General features: G+C 43.7%; 15 protein-coding genes. 8 read left to right on the top strand and 7 right to left on the bottom strand.

The window, feature by feature from the left end; translation table 11 throughout:
- Window positions 1-70: 70 nt before the first annotated feature.
- From ABDW33_RS09230 to ABDW33_RS09210, 5 genes are all read left to right on the top strand, one after another.
- The gene (locus ABDW33_RS09230) at window positions 71-2635 is read left to right on the top strand and encodes a hypothetical protein (RefSeq protein ID WP_343689770.1); all 2565 of its coding nucleotides are present in this window, start codon (window positions 71-73) and stop codon (window positions 2633-2635) included.
- Window positions 2636-2713: 78 nt separating this feature from the next.
- Complete coding sequence (locus ABDW33_RS09225) at window positions 2714-3622, top strand: transglutaminase-like domain-containing protein (RefSeq protein ID WP_343689769.1); 909 nt, start codon at window positions 2714-2716, stop codon at window positions 3620-3622.
- A 133-nt stretch (window positions 3623-3755) separates the two neighbouring features.
- On the top strand, window positions 3756-5489 hold the full coding sequence (locus ABDW33_RS09220) for a chloride channel protein (RefSeq protein WP_343689768.1): 1734 nt from the start codon (window positions 3756-3758) through the stop codon (window positions 5487-5489).
- Between the two features lie 73 nt (window positions 5490-5562).
- On the top strand, window positions 5563-6096 hold the full coding sequence (locus tag ABDW33_RS09215; RefSeq protein ID WP_343689767.1) for an NAD(P)H-dependent oxidoreductase: 534 nt from the start codon (window positions 5563-5565) through the stop codon (window positions 6094-6096).
- Between the two features lie 29 nt (window positions 6097-6125).
- The gene (locus ABDW33_RS09210) at window positions 6126-7976 is read left to right on the top strand and encodes a monovalent cation:proton antiporter-2 (CPA2) family protein (protein ID WP_343689766.1); all 1851 of its coding nucleotides are present in this window, start codon (window positions 6126-6128) and stop codon (window positions 7974-7976) included.
- On the opposite strand, the gene ABDW33_RS09205 is transcribed toward ABDW33_RS09210, so the two are convergent.
- From ABDW33_RS09205 to ABDW33_RS09180, 6 genes are all read right to left on the bottom strand, one after another.
- Window positions 7977-8273 carry a hypothetical protein gene (locus ABDW33_RS09205; RefSeq protein ID WP_343689765.1) on the bottom strand — a complete coding sequence of 99 codons (297 nt, stop codon included), beginning with the start codon at window positions 8271-8273 and terminating at the stop codon, window positions 7977-7979.
- Window positions 8274-8288: 15 nt separating this feature from the next.
- A complete protein-coding gene (locus ABDW33_RS09200) occupies window positions 8289-8708 on the bottom strand; it encodes a hypothetical protein (protein WP_343689764.1) in 420 nt (139 codons plus the stop codon).
- Between the two features lie 169 nt (window positions 8709-8877).
- Entirely contained in the window at window positions 8878-10455 is a 1578-nt protein-coding gene (locus ABDW33_RS09195) for a DHA2 family efflux MFS transporter permease subunit (RefSeq protein WP_343689763.1), read from the bottom strand.
- A 137-nt stretch (window positions 10456-10592) separates the two neighbouring features.
- A complete protein-coding gene (locus ABDW33_RS09190) occupies window positions 10593-11690 on the bottom strand; it encodes an HlyD family secretion protein (protein ID WP_343689762.1) in 1098 nt (365 codons plus the stop codon).
- A 43-nt stretch (window positions 11691-11733) separates the two neighbouring features.
- Window positions 11734-13131, bottom strand: coding sequence for a TolC family protein (locus ABDW33_RS09185; protein ID WP_343689761.1), 1398 nt, complete (start codon window positions 13129-13131; stop codon window positions 11734-11736).
- A complete protein-coding gene (locus tag ABDW33_RS09180; protein WP_343689760.1) occupies window positions 13121-13747 on the bottom strand; it encodes a TetR family transcriptional regulator in 627 nt (208 codons plus the stop codon). The genes ABDW33_RS09185 and ABDW33_RS09180 overlap by 11 nt, the downstream gene beginning before the upstream one ends.
- A gap of 453 nt (window positions 13748-14200) precedes the next feature.
- Between ABDW33_RS09180 and ABDW33_RS09175 the strand changes: the two genes are divergently transcribed.
- The 3 genes from ABDW33_RS09175 (at window position 14201) to ABDW33_RS09165 (ending at window position 17553) form a co-directional block, all read left to right on the top strand.
- Entirely contained in the window at window positions 14201-15088 is an 888-nt protein-coding gene (locus ABDW33_RS09175) for a carbohydrate kinase (protein WP_343689759.1), read from the top strand.
- A 248-nt stretch (window positions 15089-15336) separates the two neighbouring features.
- The gene (locus tag ABDW33_RS09170) at window positions 15337-16440 is read left to right on the top strand and encodes a carbohydrate-binding family 9-like protein (RefSeq protein WP_343689758.1); all 1104 of its coding nucleotides are present in this window, start codon (window positions 15337-15339) and stop codon (window positions 16438-16440) included.
- Window positions 16441-16464: 24 nt separating this feature from the next.
- Window positions 16465-17553, top strand: coding sequence for a family 10 glycosylhydrolase (locus ABDW33_RS09165; RefSeq protein WP_343689757.1), 1089 nt, complete (start codon window positions 16465-16467; stop codon window positions 17551-17553).
- 1665 nt (window positions 17554-19218) lie between these two features.
- Here ABDW33_RS09165 and ABDW33_RS09160 read toward each other — a convergent pair.
- Window positions 19219-21669 carry a TIM-barrel domain-containing protein gene (locus ABDW33_RS09160; RefSeq protein ID WP_343689756.1) on the bottom strand — a complete coding sequence of 817 codons (2451 nt, stop codon included), beginning with the start codon at window positions 21667-21669 and terminating at the stop codon, window positions 19219-19221.
- Window positions 21670-21685: the final 16 nt, after the last annotated feature.

Genomic DNA, 21685 nt, shown 5'->3' with positions numbered 1-21685 from the left:
AAATTGGCTACGTAAGTTTACCCTTGAATTACCAAAATCCGTTTACAAAAAATCCATTTCTTGTCCCCGTATGATAGATCTCTCCTATGACTTTATCATAACTCTACAGAAAGAAGTTTCAAGACGTTTTGGCGTTGACTCTGTAACAGCAAGTGATTGCAAACGATTGTCGCTTGCTATATCCGATGAAACCGGCAAACTGGTTAGTGAGACGACGCTTAAGAGAGTTTTTGGGTTTGCTGTTACACAGCATAGTTTTTCGCGTTATACTTTAAATACACTGGCGCAATATTGCAGTTATAAGGACTGGGAAGATTTCCAGACAAGGCATTTTACGCAATCTACTCCGGGGGAAGTGGTCAAAGATGGTAAATGGGCAGAGCTGAAGACCAAGGGGGCTGCTGTTTCTCATTATACTTTGGTCACCTTGAAGAATCGCTCGGGCATTCCTTTTCAAAATACTGTTTCAAGGGCGTTCAGTATTGCACATATAGAGCGATTCCTGGAAGGAAAGTATCCTGCGACAGCCCTTATTGCGCCAAGCGGATGGGGTAAATCCACTTCACTTGTGCACCTGGTAGAACACTTCTGGTACAGCAAAGAAGCCCGGTATCCTAACGACATTTGCTGGTTCATTCATGCACATGCTGCCGGAAGTTTATTTCTTCGCGGACTTAATCTCAGCAACTGGCTGGATGACCAGCTAAATCTGGGACAGCGCGAAAATTTCAGAGAATATTTCAAAGCACATTTCGATAAAATTGGTGGTAGGCTCATCCTCATCATTGATGGATTTGATGAGATCACTATGAGTAGTGATAAGCTAAAACTCATGTATACTAAGCTGGAAGAGTTTGTCTATTCCAACGATGAATTCCCTTGGGTAAAGGTGATCCTTTCCGTTCGCAGCAATACCTGGTCAGAGATCTTTCACAATGATCAGCGCATGCCGCCCTTTGGCCGTTACTGGTACCTGGGGCCGGAAATGGATGAGGAAACGAATATCAACATACCCCGCATGACGGAGCAGGAAGTGAAATCCGTACTCTACAACCATCGCATGGATCCAGCTGTGGTACGTACTTTCAGTGAAAGTTTCCTGCAAAAACTGCGATACCCTTTTTATTTACAGCTCTTTTGTCAGCTCAATACCGGTGAAAATACCTTTATTAATGAGCACCTTAGTCTTTTTGAAATGGTCTCGCGATTCGTGCAGATGAAAGTGTTCAGCACAAACAACAACAACTTTAAGATCAATATTATCAATAAGTTGCTGGAGCTGCTGGACTATGGAAAGAAGGGGCAATACGCCGAAAAGAGTGCACTGCTGAATAAGAATGCTGAATTATTTTCCGCTTACAAAGAACTGCTTTCCGATAATATACTGGTAGAAGAGAACCTGAGCCAGGACATCATGTTCTACGTAAAGGTGCGCTTTGCCCACCAATTCCTGATGGAGTATTTTATGGCCATGCACTTTGTGTCTCAGGGTCATCATCAGACGGGAGAAGCTGTATTTAATAATGTGATTCAACATCTGCCTTCCTCTCCCTTCCGTACCGGCATTTTCAAATGGATGTTGCGCTATGCGATCAACAACGGGCAGCAGGAAAGCATCAGGCAGATGTTTCATCTCTCTTTGTCTGATATTGAAAAATCCCAGTTGCTGGAATATCTGGCGGTACATTATCAGCAGGAGGGGAACAGGGAGATGTCGCTGAAATCTATCTTCCCTCATGGTTATTTTAAGAAATATCCGCTGAGTAAAATTCTGAATGACAACTTTATTCATTTCGGTAAGCGCAAAGTGCTGGTAGCGTTATTGGAACTGGCCGAGTTGCCGGAGGATAAACTGAAGATCAGAAGTATCTTGTTCATCATGTCGCTCCTGCAACTGGATGCTGAACAGTGTGAGCAGGAACTGCATCTTATTAAAAAGATCGTACAACGTGAAATGACGGAAGAAGAGCTGTGGGTTACCCCTTATGATCTCTTCCTCTTTATATATGAATACCTGAAATTTGGTATCGTTAACGAAGGCATTAAGGATAAGCTTTATAATTACGGGCGTTATCTGAATGGCAGTACCCGGCAGGCACCGACTGTGTCGCATGAACTGGTGTTCCGGTTTTCAGGATTTGCATTTGCGTTGCTGAATGACTATAGCCATATGGCTAATTATTCGCGGCGGATCTTTGAATGTTATCCGGCCCTGGTATACCAGAAACTGGATACTGTACGGCTCTCCCTGCTGAGCTGGCAGTCGTATGCCGGTATGGGGCAGGGCGATTTACAGACAGCTGTAAGGATCAGCCGGCATGCTGATCTCTTACTAAAGAATTACTCTTTTGATCATACGAATGGCAGACACCTGGAAGTCCTGCATAAACTGATACAAGGATATGCATATATGATTGAAAATGAGCTAAATAAAGCCATACGCCTGACGGAAACGGCCATGGAGATAGCGCAGAAAATGGATTTGAAATTGCTGATGCTGATGGCTTTGCAATTATTACAAAAAATATATGCCGCGCTTAAAGCCGAAAAGCAATTACACATGACCCGGCAGCAACTGCTGTTAATCGGGACCAGTACATCATTTAAGCAGCTTGATAAGCTGTGGGGGCAATAAAGGGGCTGGCGGCTTTCTGACCGCCGTTCACATCTGATTTTCGTTATCTGGCATAATTTTGCGTTATTGCATACCGTAATGGCCATAGATGAAAGTAAATATTCCTCTTTCCAGCAATTTCTGCTCAACCTGCTGAGCCTACTGACAATCATACCGCTGGCACCATATCTGAACCGGTACATACCTCCGCTGGTTGAAGATGGATGGCACCTGGATATGTTCCTGGCTGTATTGGCGGCATTCCTCTTTACACGCCTGTTACTCTGGATCTTCAAACCGCTGATCATTCCTGCCTTTGTGCTGGTGGTGGGGGTATTATCCTTCAATTACTTCTCGGACAATTACTCCTTCAGTAATGTGCTGAACGACTATAAGGGGATGGTACAAGGTAACTGGGGGGCTAAAAATTACAAACAACTGGATATCCTGAGTTTATATCCTCACCGGGTAGAAACTTACCGGGATAAAACTGTGAGGGGCATCCGGGACAAGGTGAATTATAAAGATTCCCTGGTACGCAATTTCTCCATTTACCATTCTGTAGAAGATTTTGATGAATATTTCCCCAAGTATGGGAAAGTTGCCCGTTATCTTGCACTGTTTAAATATATTAACAAACATTTCCGCTGGGTACCTGATACCCGACGAGACGAATATTTTGCCACTCCACAAGAAACCATTCAGAATGGGTTGGGAGGAGATTGTGATGACCATAGTATTTTGATGGTCTCCTGCCTGCAATCAATTGGTGCCCGTTGTCGTATTGTATTGATCCAGGGCCATGCTTATCCGGAGTTATACTGCGGCAATAAGGAGGATTTCGAAGTAATCAAGCAGGCAATCATAACTTTGTTTCCCCAACCACCCATTAAAGAGATCCATTACCACGAGATGAAGGGCGAATATTGGATAAACCTTGACTATTCTGCACGTCATCCTGGCGGGCCGTATTTGAATGATAAGGTATATGCGTTGATTGAAATATGATAATAAACCGATGAGTCAATTTAAAAACATAAAGAAGTTTCACTCGTTTTTGCGCTTTAAGCGCGATTTTGAGCAGTACAGCATGCGTAGGGTCAGAAGTTATGAGATTATTATCCACTGGCTGCACAGTAAAATGAACAGAAACCAATTCCTTGTGCTGTCGGGCATCCTGGTTGGCCTGGTTGCCGGGTTGGCAGGGGTAATACTCAAAACACTGGTTCACTATATCCACTACTTTATTACCTACAAAGTTCACTTTAATACACAGATCTTCTTCTACGCTATATTCCCTTTCCTTGGCATCGTATTGACCACACTTGTTGTTATCATATTTTTTAAGGGGCAGTCCCGCAAAGGGATAGGACTGATCCTATACGAAATTGCACAAAACTCCAGCCTGATACCACCGGTTAAAATGTATTCACAGATCCTGCAGAGTGCTCTCACGGTAGGATTAGGTGGTTCTGCCGGTCTGGAAAGTCCTATTGCGGTAACAGGGGCCGCCATTGGTAGTAACTATGCACGCAATTATCATCTGGGATATAAAGAAAGGACGCTTTTACTGGCTGCCGGTGCGACTGCGGGTATTGCTGCTTCTTTTAATGCTCCGATTGCGGGAGTGATGTTTGCCTTTGAGATTCTGTTGACAGGTGTGGTATTTTCTGATTTTTTGCCGTTGATACTGGCAGCGATCTGTGGTAGCCTCTTATCCAAAATTATTTTGCAGGAGGAGGTATTATTTCACTTCGAATCCAGGCAGGCATTTAATTACCACAATGTGCCTTTCTATATCATGCTGGGGTTATTAAGTGCATTATATGCCCGTTACTATATTGTTATTTCACAGAAAGTAGAGCATTTCTTCCATGCGCTTAAATGGAGTGCACTGCAAAAAGCTGTATTGGGAGGTGTGATCATTTCGATCCTTTGCGTACTGATGCCACCCCTGTTTGGTGAAGGCTATTCCAGCGTTAAGCAGATGGCCAATGGGCAGGCAGATGAGATTATCCGGAATAGTTTCTTCCGGTATATTCCTGCTAAGAACTGGGTGTTACTGGCATTTCTGGGATGTACGTGTCTGCTGAAAGTATTTGCATCTTCCATTACCATTCAGAGTGGTGGAAACGGCGGTAACTTTGCGCCCTCACTATTTGCCGGTGGTGTGCTGGGCTTCTTCTTTGCTATGCTGTGTACACAACTGGGCTTCCGGGATGTACCTGTTACGAATCTCGTAATTGTAGGTATGGCGGGCGTAATGAGTGGTGTGATGTATGCTCCGCTTACAGCAATTTTCCTGATTGCGGAAGCCAGTTCCGGATATGATCTGTTCATACCGCTGATGATTGTATCATCGACCTCTTTCCTGGTGGCAAAATGGTTTTCTCCGATCTCGCCGGAGTTGAAGCATCTGGTTGATGAAGGAAAGATCTTCACGAGGGAACATGACCGGAATATTCTCTCCCTGCTGCGTACTGAAGAACTGGTGGAAAATACGATTCAACATATAGACATGAATGCAAGTTTACGCCAGCTAATTGAGCTGGTGAAAAACAGCACACAGAATATCATTGCAGTTGTTTCTCCGGAAGGTATGTTGGATGGTATTGTGACACTGGATCGTATCCGCCCGATTATGTTCAACCAACAGCTGTACGATACCGTTTCCGTAAAAGAAGTGATGCAGGCGCCACCAGCGCTGATAGGCCTACATGACAATGTGGTGGATGTAATTGCGAAATTTGATGAAGTAAAAGAATGGAATCTGCCAGTGGTAGAAAATAATAAACTGATAGGGTTTATCTCTAAATCAAACATCCTGAATCAATACAGGTTATTGTTGCAGGAATACTCCGGCGACGAGATATAGATTTTACGAATTATGTTTTACAAATCATCGATGTACCTGAATTGTAAAACGTAATTCGTAATTTTCATTTTCTATGTCAAGAATTCTGATCCTATTCGCGCACCCCGCCTTTGAGAAATCAAGGGTTCATCATCAGCTGCTGACCACTATTCGTGGTATGCAGGGTGTGACTGTGCACGATCTGTACGAAACATACCCTGATCTGAACATCGATGTAAGACAGGAGCAGGGCCTATTACTGCAACACGATATTATTTTATTTCAACACCCTTTTTACTGGTATAGTGCTCCTGCCATCATCAAGCAATGGCAGGATCTTGTATTGGAGCATGGCTGGGCTTATGGCCGTACCGGAACAGCACTTCGTGGTAAACGGATCACAAATGTGATCTCCGCCGGCACGAAGGAGGAAGCTTACCAGGCTGATGGATGGCATCAGCATCCATTGACAGATTTCCTGTTACCATTCAAGCAGACGGCTACGCTTTGTAATATGCAATATCTGGATCCGTTTGTTGTGTATGGTACTCACCAATTGGGGGCTACAGCGATCAGTGAACATGCGATCAGTTACAAAGAATTTTTGGAAAACTTAAGGGACCGTTAACTATGGAGCATTCATACTTTTTTATAACCATGATCTATCTCGCGGCGGCGGTGGTGTTTATTCCTATTGCCAAGAAGCTGGGCCTGGGCTCTGTGCTGGGTTACCTGCTGGCGGGGGTAGTGATTGGACCTTCTCTCATGGGTTTTATTGGTAGTGAAGGCCAGGACCTCATGCACTTTGCCGAGTTCGGTGTAGTGATGATGTTGTTCCTGATCGGGATAGAGCTGGAACCGGCATTGCTCTGGAATCTGCGGGCACCGATACTGGGGCTGGGGGGCTTGCAGGTATTGCTTACCACTGCGGCAGTGGCAGGCTTAGCCTTGCTGCTGGGGCAGCCGCTGAATGCGGCACTTGCACTGGGGATGATCTTATCACTTTCATCCACGGCTATTGTGCTACAAAGTTTGAAAGAGAAGGGGCAGCTATCTTCAGCGGCGGGGCAAAGTGCATTTTCAGTATTACTGTTTCAGGATATTGCAGTCATTCCCATGCTGGCAGTATTTCCATTGCTGGCGGGTAGCCCGCAGGGGAGTAGTCATAGTGCATCTTCACTGAGAGATAATTTACCTGCATGGGGCCAAACGATGGTGGTGCTGGGGGCCGTGGTAGTGATTGTGGTAGCAGGACGTTACCTGTTAAGGCCATTATTGCGCATTATTGCGGCGACGAGGGTGAGGGAGTTATTTACGGCCTTTTCGCTGCTGCTGGTAGTATCTATTTCGGTATTGATGTCACTGGTAGGATTAAGCCCTGCACTGGGCGCTTTCTTAGGCGGGGTGGTATTGGCCAATAGCGAATACCGTCATGAACTGGAGAGTGATATAGAGCCTTTCAAAGGATTACTGCTGGGATTATTTTTTATGGCCGTGGGTGCGTCGATCGACTTCAGGCTGATATTGAGTATACCCTGGGTCATTCTAGGTCTTGTAGTGGGTTTAATGGCATTAAAAGCACTGATATTGTTAGGATTAGGGAAGATCTTCAAGATCAGCATAGAGCAGAATCTATTGTTTGCGATGGCTTTATCGCAGGTAGGGGAGTTTGCTTTTGTATTGTTATCATTTTCCAACCAGAATAATATTTTGCCGCAGGCTACGGTGAGTATCCTCACGGCGGTGGTCGCTATCAGTATGGCATTGACGCCTTTGCTGTTACTTGTTTATGAAAAGCTGATACAGCCGAGGTTCAGTGTGAAGTCTTCCGATAATACCCGTGAGGCTGACGAGATCCAGGAGAAGCATCCCATTATCATAGCAGGTTTTGGCCGTTTTGGGAATATAGTAGGGCGCTTTCTCAGGGTGAACGGGGTGAAGGCGACTATCCTGGACCTGGATTCTGACAGGGTAGATGCGCTGCATAACCTGGGGGTGAAGGTATATTATGGAGATGCGGCCCGCAGGGATATGCTGGAATCAGCAGGGGCGGCGGATGCGAAGGTCATTATTGTAGCGATGGATACGGTAGAGCAGACGCTGGAAGTGGTTCGGGTAGTACGAAAACATTTTCCTCACCTGCAGATGCTGGTGAAGGCGGAGAATATACCGGATACCTTTGAGTTGATGGACCTGGGGGTATTGCATATTTACAGGGAGACGCTGGATACTTCACTACGTATGGGGGCTGACGCACTACAGATGTTGGGAGTCAGGGCATATCATGCATATAGAAATGCGGGTACTTTCCGTAAGCAGGATGAAAAGGCCATGAAAGGTCTATCTGCTATACGCGATGATAAAAAGCTGTATATCAATACTGTGAAGGAACGTATTGAGGAGTTGGAAAAGCTGATGTCTGGAGAAAGAACGACCCGTTTTAATCCATCAGGGTTAGGGTGGGACGAGCAATCGCTGATAGAAGAAGCGCGGCAGGAGGAGGAATAACTATTCTTCTCCGGCTACGGCAGCTTCAATCTTTTCGGCGATAAAGGCAACCAGTCCATTGTCAATGTCTCTGGAGGAGTGGGGTTCGTCGCTAATAGCACGTAATTTCCCTTCTTCATCCTGTTCATATGTGACTTCGTGTTCTTCTACTGTAACTTTAAAAGCGATCTTATAACGTTGAACCCAAGGCCGTACTTCAAGGATGTGCGGCTTTCCGTTGTATTCGAACTTTAGTATAAAATTTAAATCCTCCATCGGACTATTTCCCTGTGTTTTAATAATGGCATCGGTTAACAAGGCGCGGCAGCCGGTTTACACGTCAATGCTTCCGTCTATATCGATAGAACGGTTGCGCATTCTTACTTTCTCATCTCTTGACAGCTGATGTATGAACATCAGGGAGAAGAAGGCGGCTGCACTAATGATCAGGATGTAGCCTATGAAGCCCAGGGTATGAAATACCCGGAACCAGGCCCAATCGTTAGTGATAGCATACTGTGCTAAAACGGCGAATACTGTACCTATTGTAGCAAACGCAAATGCAATTCTCTTCATAAAGGTAAATTTTGGGATTCCTTTTTTGTTCTTTTTCCTTTGGTTATACAATACTGTCCTTCTGCTTTTCAACAATGACAATTCTGATGATAATATCTGGGGCAAACCCAATGCCACGGCATTAGATAGCACAAAGGTACTATCCAGACTCATTTCTTCGAGTATATTTTTCCACATTTGTGGCAATTATGGAAAATGTGAATAACTATTATTGGTAGTTTATACACACATGCATATAGAAATTAATATGTCTGATAGTTTATAAAAAAAGCCGGAGTAGGAATACTCCGGCTCATTACCTAAACCTACAACTGTTACACTGTTAGTAACATATCTTTAATATCTTTTAGTGCATAGCACTTGCGTCTAGTTTACCTTGTTGTTTGTTTCCTTTCACCATGAGTACGAATGGTACACAGATGAGGAACAGGATACCCAGGTACAGGAACACGTCCATGTAGGAGAGTACTGTAGCCTGTTTGATGATGCTGTACTCCAGTCCCTGATAAGCGCTGCCCAAGGCAGCTTTTGAATCCATTCCTTTGCTTGCCCACATGGCGGTAGCGGAATGTACTCTGTTCATCACATCAGGATTGTTGGTATCCAGTTTACTTACCAGGTCCATGCGGTGCAGTTCATTGCGTCTTGATACGAAGGTAGTGATCAGTGCCACCCCGAAAGAGCCTCCCAGCTGGCGCATCATACCTGTAAACGCTGCTCCCTGCCCAATCTGTTGTCCTTTCAGTGTAGAAAGGGACAGTGCTGTGATCGGGATAAAGAGCATCCCCATACCGATACCACGTGCCATCAACATCCAGAAGAAGTCATCTGCGCCTGTATCGGGTGTAATGATCTTGTATCCCCAGAAGCTGTACACGAAGAACACCACCATACCGCCGGCTACCAGGTATTGATTAGGTATACCTTTTTCAAGGAGCTTACCGATCAGCGGCATCATTACAGCGGTCATCAATGCAGCGGGGATCATGAGCATACCCGACTGGGTAGCGGTCCATCCGAGCAATCCCTGTGTGTACAAAGGAATGATGAAAGTAGATCCGTAGAGGCCGAAACCTAAGAGGAACGAGAGTAAAGTACCTACCCGGAGGTTGGGATTCTTTAGTACGCGCAGTTCTACAATCGGATTTTTATACACCAGTTCTCTCCAGATAAAGAAGAAGAACCCTAATACTGCTGTAATACCCAGAACGAGGATGGTAGTATCGTTGAACCAGTCATCTTCCTGTCCGCGTTCCAGTACATATTGGAGAGAACCAACGGCCATTGCCAGGAATCCGATACCGAACCAGTCGATTTCGTTTGCTGACTTCTTCTCTGCATATTTCGGGCTACGTACGAACTGAAGGGTCAGCAATGTAGCGATAACGCCGATTGGAATATTAATGTAGAAAATGTAAGGCCATGCGAAGTTGTCCACGATATAACCACCTAAAGGAGGTCCGAGGGTAGGGCCGATGATCACACCTAAACCGTAGATGGCCTGTGCCATACCACGTTTTTCAGGAGGGTAGCTTTCAGTGATGATTGTTTGAGAAGTTACCAGCAGTGCACCACCACCAACACCTTGTATGAAGCGGAACAGTACCAGTTCCCACAGTGTGCCTGCGTTACCGCATAGGAAAGAGGAAATGGTAAAGATTATAATAGAAACTGCGAAGTAGTTACGTCTACCGAATTGTTGAGACAACCAGCTGGTCATCGGAACCACGATTACGTTACCAATTGCATATGCTGTGATCACCCAACCAATTTCACTCAAGGTAGCACCCATATTTCCGCGCATGTCATTCAGAGCCACGTTCACGATGGTGGTATCCACGATCTCCAGCAAGGCGCAAAAAATGGCAGTGATTGTAATGATGACCCTACGGGCACCATATTCTACCAGATTCTCTTGTTGCATGTTAATTATTTTATGGTGATCAATGCGCAGATGTTCAATTACGAATTACAGCCAAGCGGTATTTATATCCAGTCTGAAGTAATTGTTGTGAGTCCATTTCCCGTAATTCGTAATTGATCACCGGCGATTGAAAATTATTAGTCGAGGTGAACATCTACCACCACGTTCATACCGGGGCGGAGTTGTTTAACTTCTTGCTGTGAAGATGGATTTTCGAATTCGATCTTTACAGGGAGACGTTGTACCACTTTCACGAAGTTACCAGAAGCATTATCCGGAGGCAGCAGTGCAAAACGGGCACCGGTAGCAGGGGAGAAGCTGGTTACTTTTGCTTTCAGCGATTTACCTGGGAAAGCGTCTACATGTACTTCTACTTCCTGGCCCAGTTTCATTTTATTCAGCTGTGTTTCTTTGAAGTTAGCGACAACCCACACATCGTTGGACAATACAACGCTGAACAGAGATTGACCAGCCTGTACCAGTTGACCTGGCTGTACATAGATTTTAGACAGTTCACCATCTTCAGGAGCGAGGATGATGGTATAGCTCAGTTGCAGTTTTGCGTTGTCAACTTCTGCCTGACGTTCTTTAATAACGGCTTTGGCGGCGTTGATAGATTCAGCGGTCGCATTTGCCTGAGAACCAACGGCGCTGGTCTGACGGGCAGCAACTTCTTTCTGTTCCTGCAGCACTTTCAACTGACGTTCAGCAGTTTGCTTTGTAGCAAGTGCCTGTTCGTATTGTTGCTGTGTGATAGAGTGATCTTTAATCAGGTTATTGTAACGTTCGTAGTCCTGATTTGCGCGCCATACGTTTACTTCAGCGGCTTTGATCTGTGCATCTACAGCACCGATGTTAGCTGAGGAAGAAGCGATGTTTGAACGTGCAGCAGTTGTGTTGGCAGCAGCTACAGATACCTGTACTTCAGACGCGGCAAGTGCAGCTTCAGCTTGTTCTAATTTTATTTGCAGATCCCTGTCATCAAGGATAACGAGGGTATCACCTTTCTTTACTCTCTGGTTATCTTTTACACGCACTTCTTTCACATAACCGGTAACACGGGGAATTACAGGGCTCACGTTTGCTTCGATCTGAGCGTTATCTGTTTCTTCGTGGTGTTGGGCGTGTATATATTTAGTGATACCAAATGCACCGCCACCTATTACCAACACGGCTAAAACGATGATGAAGGTGGAGTTCTTTTTCTTAGGCGCTTGATTTGATTGCGTTTCCATATAATGCGATATATGATATTAATAAGTTGTTACTGAGTGATAATTATTTACCGGTAGTGGTTGTGGTGCCGGTAGTTGTAGTTCCTTCTGAACCAGTCTCGTTCAGCACGCCTGCTGTTTCCAATAATTTGGAGTAAGCCACCATAGCATCTGCTTTTGCGAAAGCGTAGTTCAGTTTTGCCTGTACGTTAGCGACGTCAGCTTCGAGGAGATCGGTTGTTGTAGCCAGGTTATTTTCCTGTTTGTTCTTAACGATCTTGTAATTCTCTTCAGCCTGATCGATTGCTTTCTGGTACATGTCGATTTTCTTCTGGTTGACGAGGTAATCCTGATAGGCTTTGTTGATGCTGATATGAATGTTATCCTGCAGCATCTCTTCATTTACACGTACCTGTGCGAGCTGGATTTTAGCATCATCAACTTTCGCGCTGTTTTTCCAGAGGGAAGCAACATTATATTTAACACCTACACCTGCGTTTACTGCATTTGTTACACCGAAAGCCTTTGGAATATCCAGTGCTACATAACCACCGGTGATAGCTACGGAAGGATAGTAGTTCCCTTTTGCAGCTTTCACACCAGCGTTAGCAGCTTTTTCACGGGCCTGCAGTGCTGCGGCATCGGTGCGGTTGGTCATTGCTACCTGTTCCCATTCTGCAACACCTTTACTATTTGCTGCCACGCCCTGATCGTAGGTATCGGCTACCGCTTCCAGTTCAGTGCTTTCCGGGAGGCCCAGCAGCAGATCCATGGTGATGCTTGCGATTTTCAGGTTACTTTCAGCTTCCAGGAGAGATACATCTACATTAGATTGTTGCAGTTGTACTTTCAGCAGGTCGTTTCTGGCTACCAGTCCGTTCTTTTCAAGGTTGGTAAAGTCTGTAACACGTTGTTCCTGTTGTCTCAGGTTCTCTTTTACCAGTGCAACAGCCTGCTGAGCTTTGTACAGGTTGCTGTAAGCATTAACGGTGTTTTGAATAACAGCTTCCCGATCTTTCACAGCATCCAGTCTTGCTGCTTCTGCCAGATATCTGGCAGATTCTTTCTGGCTCTGGATCATAAAGCCGGCGAAAACCGGAATAGATACATTGGCCAAAGCGTAGGAAACGGAGTTGATTTTAGGGAAAGAACTTCCGCCGCTACCTGAGCTGCTGCCACCTAAGAGCGGACCATATATATTTGGTTCGTTGATTCTCATGTAGGAACCGGATACACTGGCTTCCGGTAATTGCGCATTTTTAGCTTCTTTAACTGAAGACATAGCCGCATCTATCTTTGTCTGGCTAAGCTTCAACTCTTTACTGTTCTGAATACTAAGCGATATGGCTTCCTTCAATGACAGGGTTCTCTTTTCCTGCGCCTGACTGCCAAGGTATGGCAATGTCAACAATACTCCCACTGCCAGAGACCATAACCGCCTGTATGTGCTATTAAGCTTCATGGATAAGAATGGCTTTTAACAAATTTTTTAAATGATTACTGATATGCGTAATAAGGTGCTGCTGTAATTGATCATCTGTAAGATGCTCAAGCCCTGAAATTCTCGCAAAGTGATGCCTGGTTGACATGATGTGGTTGGTGGTACCAACCAGCGTATTTACCATCATCAGTATGTCGATTCCCTCATTGAACACCCCTTTTTCCTGTCCTGATTTGATAAAGGCGCTAATAATGCCGTACACTTCCAGTTTATTCTGGTGGATCAGGTCGTTTACCCCGAGGTCAGCCTGAATTTGCGCGCGCATCATCATCAGGTTAAAACAGGGGTTATTGAAGATCCTTCCAACGTATGTTTCCACCAGCTTGTCGAAGCGGGTTTCGAACGTAAGTGACTCATCTGTGAGGACAGTTTCCAAAACTGATTTCCAGCCAACGATTCTTTTCAGGAAAATTGCTTCAATCAATTTCTCTTTTGAACCGAAGTAGTAGGAGATCATTGCGATGTTCACATCAGCGGCATGAGCAATATCCCTTACAGAGGTTCCGTGGAACCCCTGGGAAGCGAACAGTTGTTCTGCAGCGTCCAGGATTGCTAATTGCTTGTGATTGTATTCCATCTTCTACCGAATTGTGGGTACAAAGTTAAACAAACATTTAATTTAATCAAACGATCGTTTAAATTTTTTGGAGAAAAATATGTTTTTAAGCTAATTTTAAGGTCTTCCGCGTCACTGTGGGTTAATATAATATGATTGGCGCGTGCGTGAACAAACTGATTATGGGGAAATTAAAATGAATGAAATGGTTTAGATGAGGCTGGCTAAATTGGAGAATAGGAAAATTTTGGGATCAGATTGTTTTCATAGCATGTATGATAGAAGAGTTCAACTGATAGTTTATGTTTCAAAAGGAAAAGGAATTTTTGATCGTATCCATGAAAGTTTCATCCATTGTGAATACCATTCTTTCTTAGAACATCCAAGATTGAACATGCCAACTCCGGAGCATTGTCCAATGCTCTGGCTTTTTAACTGAAAATCATTAATATGCGCCAGCTTAACAGATTAATTATGAAACCGTATCAAGTTGCCTGCTTTGGAGAGGTATTATGGGATATACTTCCGGATAAGAAATTGCCGGGAGGGGCCCCTATGAATGTGGCTTATCACCTACAGAAACTGGGAGTGTCTGTAGCAATGATATCAGCGACAGGGAATGACGCTGATGGAGATGGTCTCCGGCAGGTTATGCAGCAATTACAATTGGATACTACGTTTGTACAGAGAGATCCGGATCATAAAACGGGAAAGGTGTATGCCCGTCTGGCTGCCACCAATGAAATGCAATATGAGATTGTACAACCAGTTGCCTGGGATTATATACAACCTTCCCCGGGATTGCAGGAAATTGCGGGAACGCCGGGTTACCTGGTATTCGGGAGTTTAGCCTCGAGAAATGAGGTGAGTAAAGGTACGCTGCTTTCATTGTTAGATGGCGGCCGAACCTTGGTGCTGGACATTAACCTGCGCCCACCGCATTTTAAACAGGATCTGGTAGAATTGTTGTTGCAGCATTGCCAGATATTGAAAATCAATGAGGCAGAGCTGGAACTGGTTGGGAATTGGTACGATTTGCCGGTAAGTATGGAGGAGAGGGCCCGGGCATTCAGCCTGAAATTTAATATTCCAACTATCATTGTAACATTGGGAGATAAAGGGGCTGCATTATTGGTAGATAATGAGTTTTATATTCATTCAGGTTATAAAGTAACGGTAGCGGATACGATTGGTAGCGGAGATGCCTTTCTGGCGGGGTTCCTTTATAACAGGATACTCAATACGCCTCCGGCGGTTACGTTGGCTTATGCCTGTGCATTAGGGGCAACGGTAGCGTCGTACCATGGTGGGTGTCCGGCCTATGATCCGAATGAGGTAATTGCGTTGATGAATCAACAATAGGTTGCTTTTTTGCCAGGGAGGCACAAGTATTCTCCCTGTAGGGAAGTTGTCTCAATGGACAGGTAACTGGCCTGATGGGTGGATAATTGCTACGTATCACATTTCACCAAAGGAGTAAACCCTGCTGCTGTTAAATCAGTCCATTTGATAATCACCCAAAGTGATAGAATATTATTAATTCATCAATAATTCCTACCATCCATTGAGAAACCTATAAAACCAAAATCGACTTTTATTATATTTAACTCATGTCTCAACTTATCCGTCATGTGATTACAGGATTGGGATTGGCGTGTCTGAGCCTCCCTTCCTATGCACAAAAGAAAGCTGCCTACCTGGCGCCAAGACAATATCATGTTTATCAGACCACCACACCCATTAAACTGGATGGAAAACCAGACGAAGCCGCCTGGCAAAAGGCGGAATGGAGTCAGGATTTTACAGACATAGAAGGGGACAAACAACCGGCTCCCGCGATGCGTACCAGGTTGAAAATGCTGTGGGACCAGGATCATTTATACATTTTCGCTGAACTGGAAGATCAAAATATCTGGGCTACTTTACACCAACATGATACCATTATCTACCACGACAATGATTTCGAAGTGTTCGTAGACCCTGATGGCGACACGCATCAATATTTTGAATTAGAGATCAATCCATTTAATACTGTAATGGATTTGTTCATGCCTAAACCTTATCGTGAAAACGGTGATGCGCTTATGAACTGGGATGCACAAGGCATGCGCACAGCCACCCATATTGATGGTACACTGAATAAACCGGGCGACAAAGACAAAAAATGGACAGTAGAAATGTCTATTCCCTTTAGCGCATTTGGTTTCTTCAACCAGCATATAAGAATAAAAGACAGCACCATGTGGCGTATCAATTTCTCAAGAGTAGAATGGGACACTGATATCGTGAATGGAAAATATGTAAAGCGAACGGACAAAGCTACTGGCAAACCATTGCCGGAACATAACTGGGTATGGTCTCCACAGGGTATCATTAATATGCATGCACCGGAGAAATGGGGTTACCTTTTCTTTGTACAACGTCCTGTTGGCAGCACACCAGTTAAATTATCGATCCCTGCTATTGAGGAAGCAAAGGAAAAGCTTTGGGAGATATATCATCAGCAAAATGCCTATCGTCAGTCACACGGCCGTTATGCAGTGTCACTTAGTGAACTCGGCATCAGTGATACGACATTTACAGTAAATGGTATTGCTTATACATTGTCTATGGAAGCTATTTCAGGACAGTATACTGCGACAATCAGCGATAAAACGGGCGTGCACAAAGCCAGTATCGATCAGGAAGGAAGAGTAACAACCAAAAAACACTAACAACATTATTACAGGTCCAACATTATGAACAAACGTAATTTTCTTAAGTCAGTAGGTCTCGGCAGCGTAGCCATGATGGGCGCCGGACTTCCCGCTATCGTGAAGGCGGAAAGGGCAGACAAAGGCACTGCGCCAGCAAAAATCAAGCATCGTGTCTGGATCAATCCTGACCAAAAGGATACGGATGCAGAAATTCGTCAGCGATATGCTGCTTATAAAAAAGCAGGTATCGGCGACATTATGTTTGAAGCAGACAGCGAACGACATTTTAAAATTGCAAAGGAGAATGGTATTAAAGCACACCGCTGGATCTGGACAATGAACAGGGGAGAGAAGGAGTTGCTGGGGAGCCATCCGGAATGGTATGCACAGAATCGCAAAGGAGAAAGCTGTGCGACACATCCTCCTTATGTAGATTACTATCGTTGGTTATGTCCAAGTAAGCCAGAGACGATCAATTACCTGAAGGAGCAGGCGGAAGCAGTATTGTCGAAAGATTATGTAGATGGATTACATCTTGATTATGTCAGATATTGTGACGTTATACTGCCGGTGAATCTTTGGAGTAATTACGGTATTGATCAGAGTAAAGAGCTGGCAGATTATGATTTCTGTTATTGCGACACTTGTCGAAATAAATATAAAGAGTTGCATGGTAAAGATCCGCTGGAACTGCAACATCCGGATCAGATCCCTTCCTGGCGTAAGTTCAGGTATGACCGTATAACAAATGTTGTAACAAATCTGGCGGGGGTAGCGAAGAAATATAAGAAACCTATTTCGGCGGCTGTGTTTCCAACACCAGAAATTGCAAAACGTATTGTCAGGCAGGATTGGACGAATTGGCCATTGAATGCGGTCTGTCCGATGATCTATCATGGATTTTATCAGGAAGACGTGAACTGGATTGGAGATGCAGTGGCTGAGGGCATCAGAGGGCTGGATGGTCGTTTCCCATTGTATGCAGGGTTGTATTTACCGGATTTTCATGATAACATGGATGATCTGGAGAAGGGTGTGAGATTGGCGATTAAGAATGGAGCGTCTGGTGTATCGTTGTTTGGCGGGGTGACACCGGAGGTATTGCAGGCATTGCAAAAGGCGAGTGTATAGCAATTACTTTGGGCAAATGGCATCATTAAAGAGCAGGTTTGTAAAATGAATTTGAATGCATCTGATAGCATGTAGTTGATTATAGGTATTGGAATGAAGGCTGCTAATTCTTTGAATCTGATACTGTTAATTGATTAAACATATAACTGAATGAATTAGATTCTATAAATCTGGTTCAAAAAACCTGACGGAATACATTACGACAAATGGGTCTGGTTCTATAATCTGATTCTGGCTATAGATTGTACCCATTTGATTTAATAAATCCGATTGTATGAATCGGCATTTAAACGGCATTTTGGAGTTTTTTTTTGCGTTTGGTAATAAGACCGGGGATCTGCGAAAATCCCCGGTTTTTTATTACCAGTCTAAATCAACTGCCGATTCAAAAACCAGGACTAGTCTTTGCTGTATTAAATTTGAGCCTTTGTAACAACTTAAATCATTATGACAAATACGAAATATTTTCCCATTGTATAGGTAAGGGATAGATTAAATCAGGAACCATGAATGGTCCCCGTTTATTTGGTCCTCGATTTTGTTACTTATTATATAGACACTTTTTGTTGAACAGGGACCTCATACTATGAATAGTACAAGGATTACGCTAATATGCTTGTATGAACATTTTTTTTCATTTAGAATTTTTTTTTGAATGGTGTTAGTTTAAAAATTGCCGGCTACCATGAATAGTATCCGGTTAAGCATACTTTATTTATCCCCTATTTGGAAAGAGAATCACAATCAAAAATTAAAAATGATTATATCATTAGATCATCCAGTTTGATCAATACAACTGGTTTGACGTATTGAATTGAATGGTATGATATCGACCTCTACTTGGCTCTACCTGCATTGTATTACATTGCACTACACTTGTTTTACATTATATTGTATTGCATTTTATTTGCATTGCATTACAATGTATTGTATCGAGTAGTATTCAATTCAATTCAATTGATTTGGATCCAATTGCATTAAACAGAGCAGCGTGAATTAACCATTACCGAACTAAATAACCCGACAAAGTCTATTCATGCTGATAAGATACCAGGCTCCAGGATTGAAGCCCGGATTAGCATGCATTATGCTGTTGTTAATAGTTATGATTAACTCGCATGAAAACATCTATGTATTAACCCAAAATAAAAAGCTTTATTTAAGACAGCAGGAATTGCTATCAATGGTTCTGTCAATACACTTGGTAACAGGCACCCTCTCTTCATTTTCGGAAGAGCAATGCCACTCCATTCCTCAACTTCAAAATGAGTTAAAGACCAGGCATCAGGAATAATTCCCGGGATATTTAAATGCTATACCCTATTTTGAATTCACCAAATCTGAACTAAATAACCATGATGAAAGTTCCTTCTTGAAACGCCGATTGGACAAATGATATGAAACAGGAAACGTAGGTGTACATATATGTTGTTGTGGTGTCATCTTTACATAGGTTTTGGTTAACAATTATCATTCTTACTCTACGAATTTACATCTCATATTTCGCATTTCCTCATACCATTTCATTCATTCCTTCACGTTACTGTTCACTCTGTTCACTAACAAATAAAAAAAGACCGGCCAGTTCAAACTGGCCAGCCGTTAATCTTGCCTGATCCCGGTGGAGGCAACCAATTCCTACCCCCAACCGGGTAACAGGCTGCATCAAAATTCCACCACTATCCTATCCGCACTATTTTTTATGCTTAGCGCCTGCACCTGGCAAACAGCTGCTGTGGCATACCCACCCTGTGGATCGAAACGGGAAATAGGATCGAGGAAACTGATGCCGGAAGATTGTAAAGATTGTATTGCACCATTCACCTTTATCTGCTGCAATGCCCCAAATCCGTGTAATATCAAACTGATATTACTAAACTTCGATTTGTAGCTGCCCTCTACTTTGTCGAGGACCAGTTGATGTTCATAGTGTATAGTGCGCTTATAATAACTCCCTTTTTCATAATCATATGTCTGTCCATCATCTTCATAATAAACAATTGCATTGGCTGTATCACCTTTATATATATGCAGGTACAACGTATCATTCGGTTGCTCCGCTGTTGATTGTACCAGCGACTGCATAGGTACGATACTACCCGCTTTTATGTATACCGGAAGCTCATGCATACCCAATGTATTCATCTTTATTTGCCCACCTGCTATCTGCTCATCTGTATACAGATCATACCAACCTCCTGGAGGAAAATAAATAGCTCCATACGGTTGATCACTTTCAAACGGTGCAACCATAAAAGCATCACCTAATTGAAACTGCTGCTGGAACAGGGGATCATACACATGTGCATCCTGCGTATAATTGATCGCCAATGAACGCATCACTGGCAATCCCTTCTCCATCGCTTCATAAAACACACTATAGATATAAGGCAATAACCTATAGCGCAGGTTGATATAATTCCTCGATACCTCCAATGCTTCTTCGCCAAATGTCCATGGCTCTGCCGATTTCGTATTAACGGCTGTATGATTACGATAGTAGGGCAGAAATGCACCTACCTGCATCCACCTTGTATATAATCCTACCGATGCATTGCCTGTAAAACCTCCGATATCCATCCCTGTAAATGGTACCCCACTGATTCCCAGACTATTCATGATCCGTATTCCAGCCATCATATGGTCATCTTCCGCTCTGTTATCACCTGTCCATATAGCCGTATAACGTTGTAAACCTGCATAACCAGCCCGGGTCAATATAAACGGCCGCTTATTCATTGCAGCCCGGGCACCCTCATAACTAGCCCTTGCCATTTCCAGTCCATACACATTATGGGCCTGCCTGTGAGTCGTACCATGTCCATCAAAATCAAACAACACATTATCCGGCATCTTTTGTCCCCAGGTTGCAATCTCATTCATATCATTCCAGAAACCAGCTACGCCTACATCTATATAGGATTTCAATTGCTGTTTCCACCAGTTCCGCCCTTTCTCACTCGTGAAATCTGAGAAGTGACACCAACCCGGCCATACCTGACCGGTATATAGTTCTCCATCTGCATATTTGATAAACACATTCTCCTTCACCCCGCTTTCATACGCGGCATATCCTTTCTCTACCTTTATTCCGGGGTCATTAATAACTGTCAATTGAAAACCCTGCTGTTTCAGTTGACTAATTAACCCGGCAGGATCAGGAAAACGATTCTTGTCCCAGGTAAAAAGTTTATACGCATCCATATAGTGGATATCCAGTGTAATTCCATCTGCCGGAATTTTCTTTTCTCTCAGTGTCTGTGCTATTCGTAGCACTTCCTGATCAGGATAATAGCTATACCTGTTTTGCTGGTACCCTAAACTCCATAACGGCGGCATATGAATCCGGCCGGTTAAACCTGTATAAGCCTGAATGATACCCGCTACGGAAGGCGTATGTATAAAGTAATAATTCATTTCACCCCCTCGCGCTGCAAACGATGAAAATCGATTGTTACTCGCACCAAAATTGAAATCAGATTGGTAAGTATTATCTAAAAACATCCCATAACTTAACCCGTCATGAATGCCGATATAAAAAGGGATGGTACTATACAGCGGATCCTGATCTGCTCTATATCCAAATACATCGGAGTTCCAGTTAGTATATCCGGCGCCTGTTCTGTCCAGTGGCCCGTTCTTTTCTCCCAATCCAATAAAGCGTTCTTCCACCTGCATTTTCCGGTAGGCCGTCACTGTATTATCCACCCATGAAGTTGTTAATCCGCGTTCTTCTTCGTTAATAACTTTTCCATCCGGGGTATAGAACGAAATGGAGAAAGGCCGTTTTTGAATACGGGCTTGTATGAGCGCTGTTTGTATGGTGATCTGATCACCAGCTTCTTTAATTGTAGCAGTAACAGGAGATGGATGTGCAATCACTGCATAGGAGAAATCATCTCCCAGTGGCTTTCTATCCATTCTTACCCTGATCACACTATCATTATATACGCTTATCTGTGCATAAGCATGTGTTGTAGTAAGATTCACCTGACCTTTGCCAATATGCACCTGCTTAATATCGCCTGCATTCACGACACCATTCTGGGCATAGAGAACCCTGTTGCTACATAGTGTCGTCAACACTACTATAGCAATCCAAACTAATCTGTTCATATGATGACTTTAACAA

Origin of the sequence: Chitinophaga sp., from assembly GCF_039596155.1 — a bacterium.
Lineage (GTDB): Bacteria > Bacteroidota > Bacteroidia > Chitinophagales > Chitinophagaceae > Chitinophaga.
The sequence above is the reverse complement of the archived record's forward strand: the minus strand, read 5'-3'. Positions and strand labels throughout refer to the sequence as shown.

Coding starts and splice junctions, on each gene's coding strand:
- ABDW33_RS09210 (WP_343689766.1), top strand. CDS start 6,126: ATGATCTATCTCGCGGCGGCGGTGGTGTTTATTCCTATTGCCAAGAAG.
- ABDW33_RS09190 (WP_343689762.1), bottom strand. CDS start 11,690: ATGGAAACGCAATCAAATCAAGCGCCTAAGAAAAAGAACTCCACCTTC.
- ABDW33_RS09230 (WP_343689770.1), top strand. CDS start 71: ATGATAGATCTCTCCTATGACTTTATCATAACTCTACAGAAAGAAGTT.
- ABDW33_RS09175 (WP_343689759.1), top strand. CDS start 14,201: ATGAAACCGTATCAAGTTGCCTGCTTTGGAGAGGTATTATGGGATATA.
- ABDW33_RS09165 (WP_343689757.1), top strand. CDS start 16,465: ATGAACAAACGTAATTTTCTTAAGTCAGTAGGTCTCGGCAGCGTAGCC.
- ABDW33_RS09225 (WP_343689769.1), top strand. CDS start 2,714: ATGGCCATAGATGAAAGTAAATATTCCTCTTTCCAGCAATTTCTGCTC.
- ABDW33_RS09220 (WP_343689768.1), top strand. CDS start 3,756: ATGAACAGAAACCAATTCCTTGTGCTGTCGGGCATCCTGGTTGGCCTG.
- ABDW33_RS09200 (WP_343689764.1), bottom strand. CDS start 8,708: ATGTGGAAAAATATACTCGAAGAAATGAGTCTGGATAGTACCTTTGTG.
- ABDW33_RS09160 (WP_343689756.1), bottom strand. CDS start 21,669: ATGAACAGATTAGTTTGGATTGCTATAGTAGTGTTGACGACACTATGT.
- ABDW33_RS09180 (WP_343689760.1), bottom strand. CDS start 13,747: ATGGAATACAATCACAAGCAATTAGCAATCCTGGACGCTGCAGAACAA.
- ABDW33_RS09215 (WP_343689767.1), top strand. CDS start 5,563: ATGTCAAGAATTCTGATCCTATTCGCGCACCCCGCCTTTGAGAAATCA.
- ABDW33_RS09195 (WP_343689763.1), bottom strand. CDS start 10,455: ATGCAACAAGAGAATCTGGTAGAATATGGTGCCCGTAGGGTCATCATT.
- ABDW33_RS09170 (WP_343689758.1), top strand. CDS start 15,337: ATGTCTCAACTTATCCGTCATGTGATTACAGGATTGGGATTGGCGTGT.
- ABDW33_RS09185 (WP_343689761.1), bottom strand. CDS start 13,131: ATGAAGCTTAATAGCACATACAGGCGGTTATGGTCTCTGGCAGTGGGA.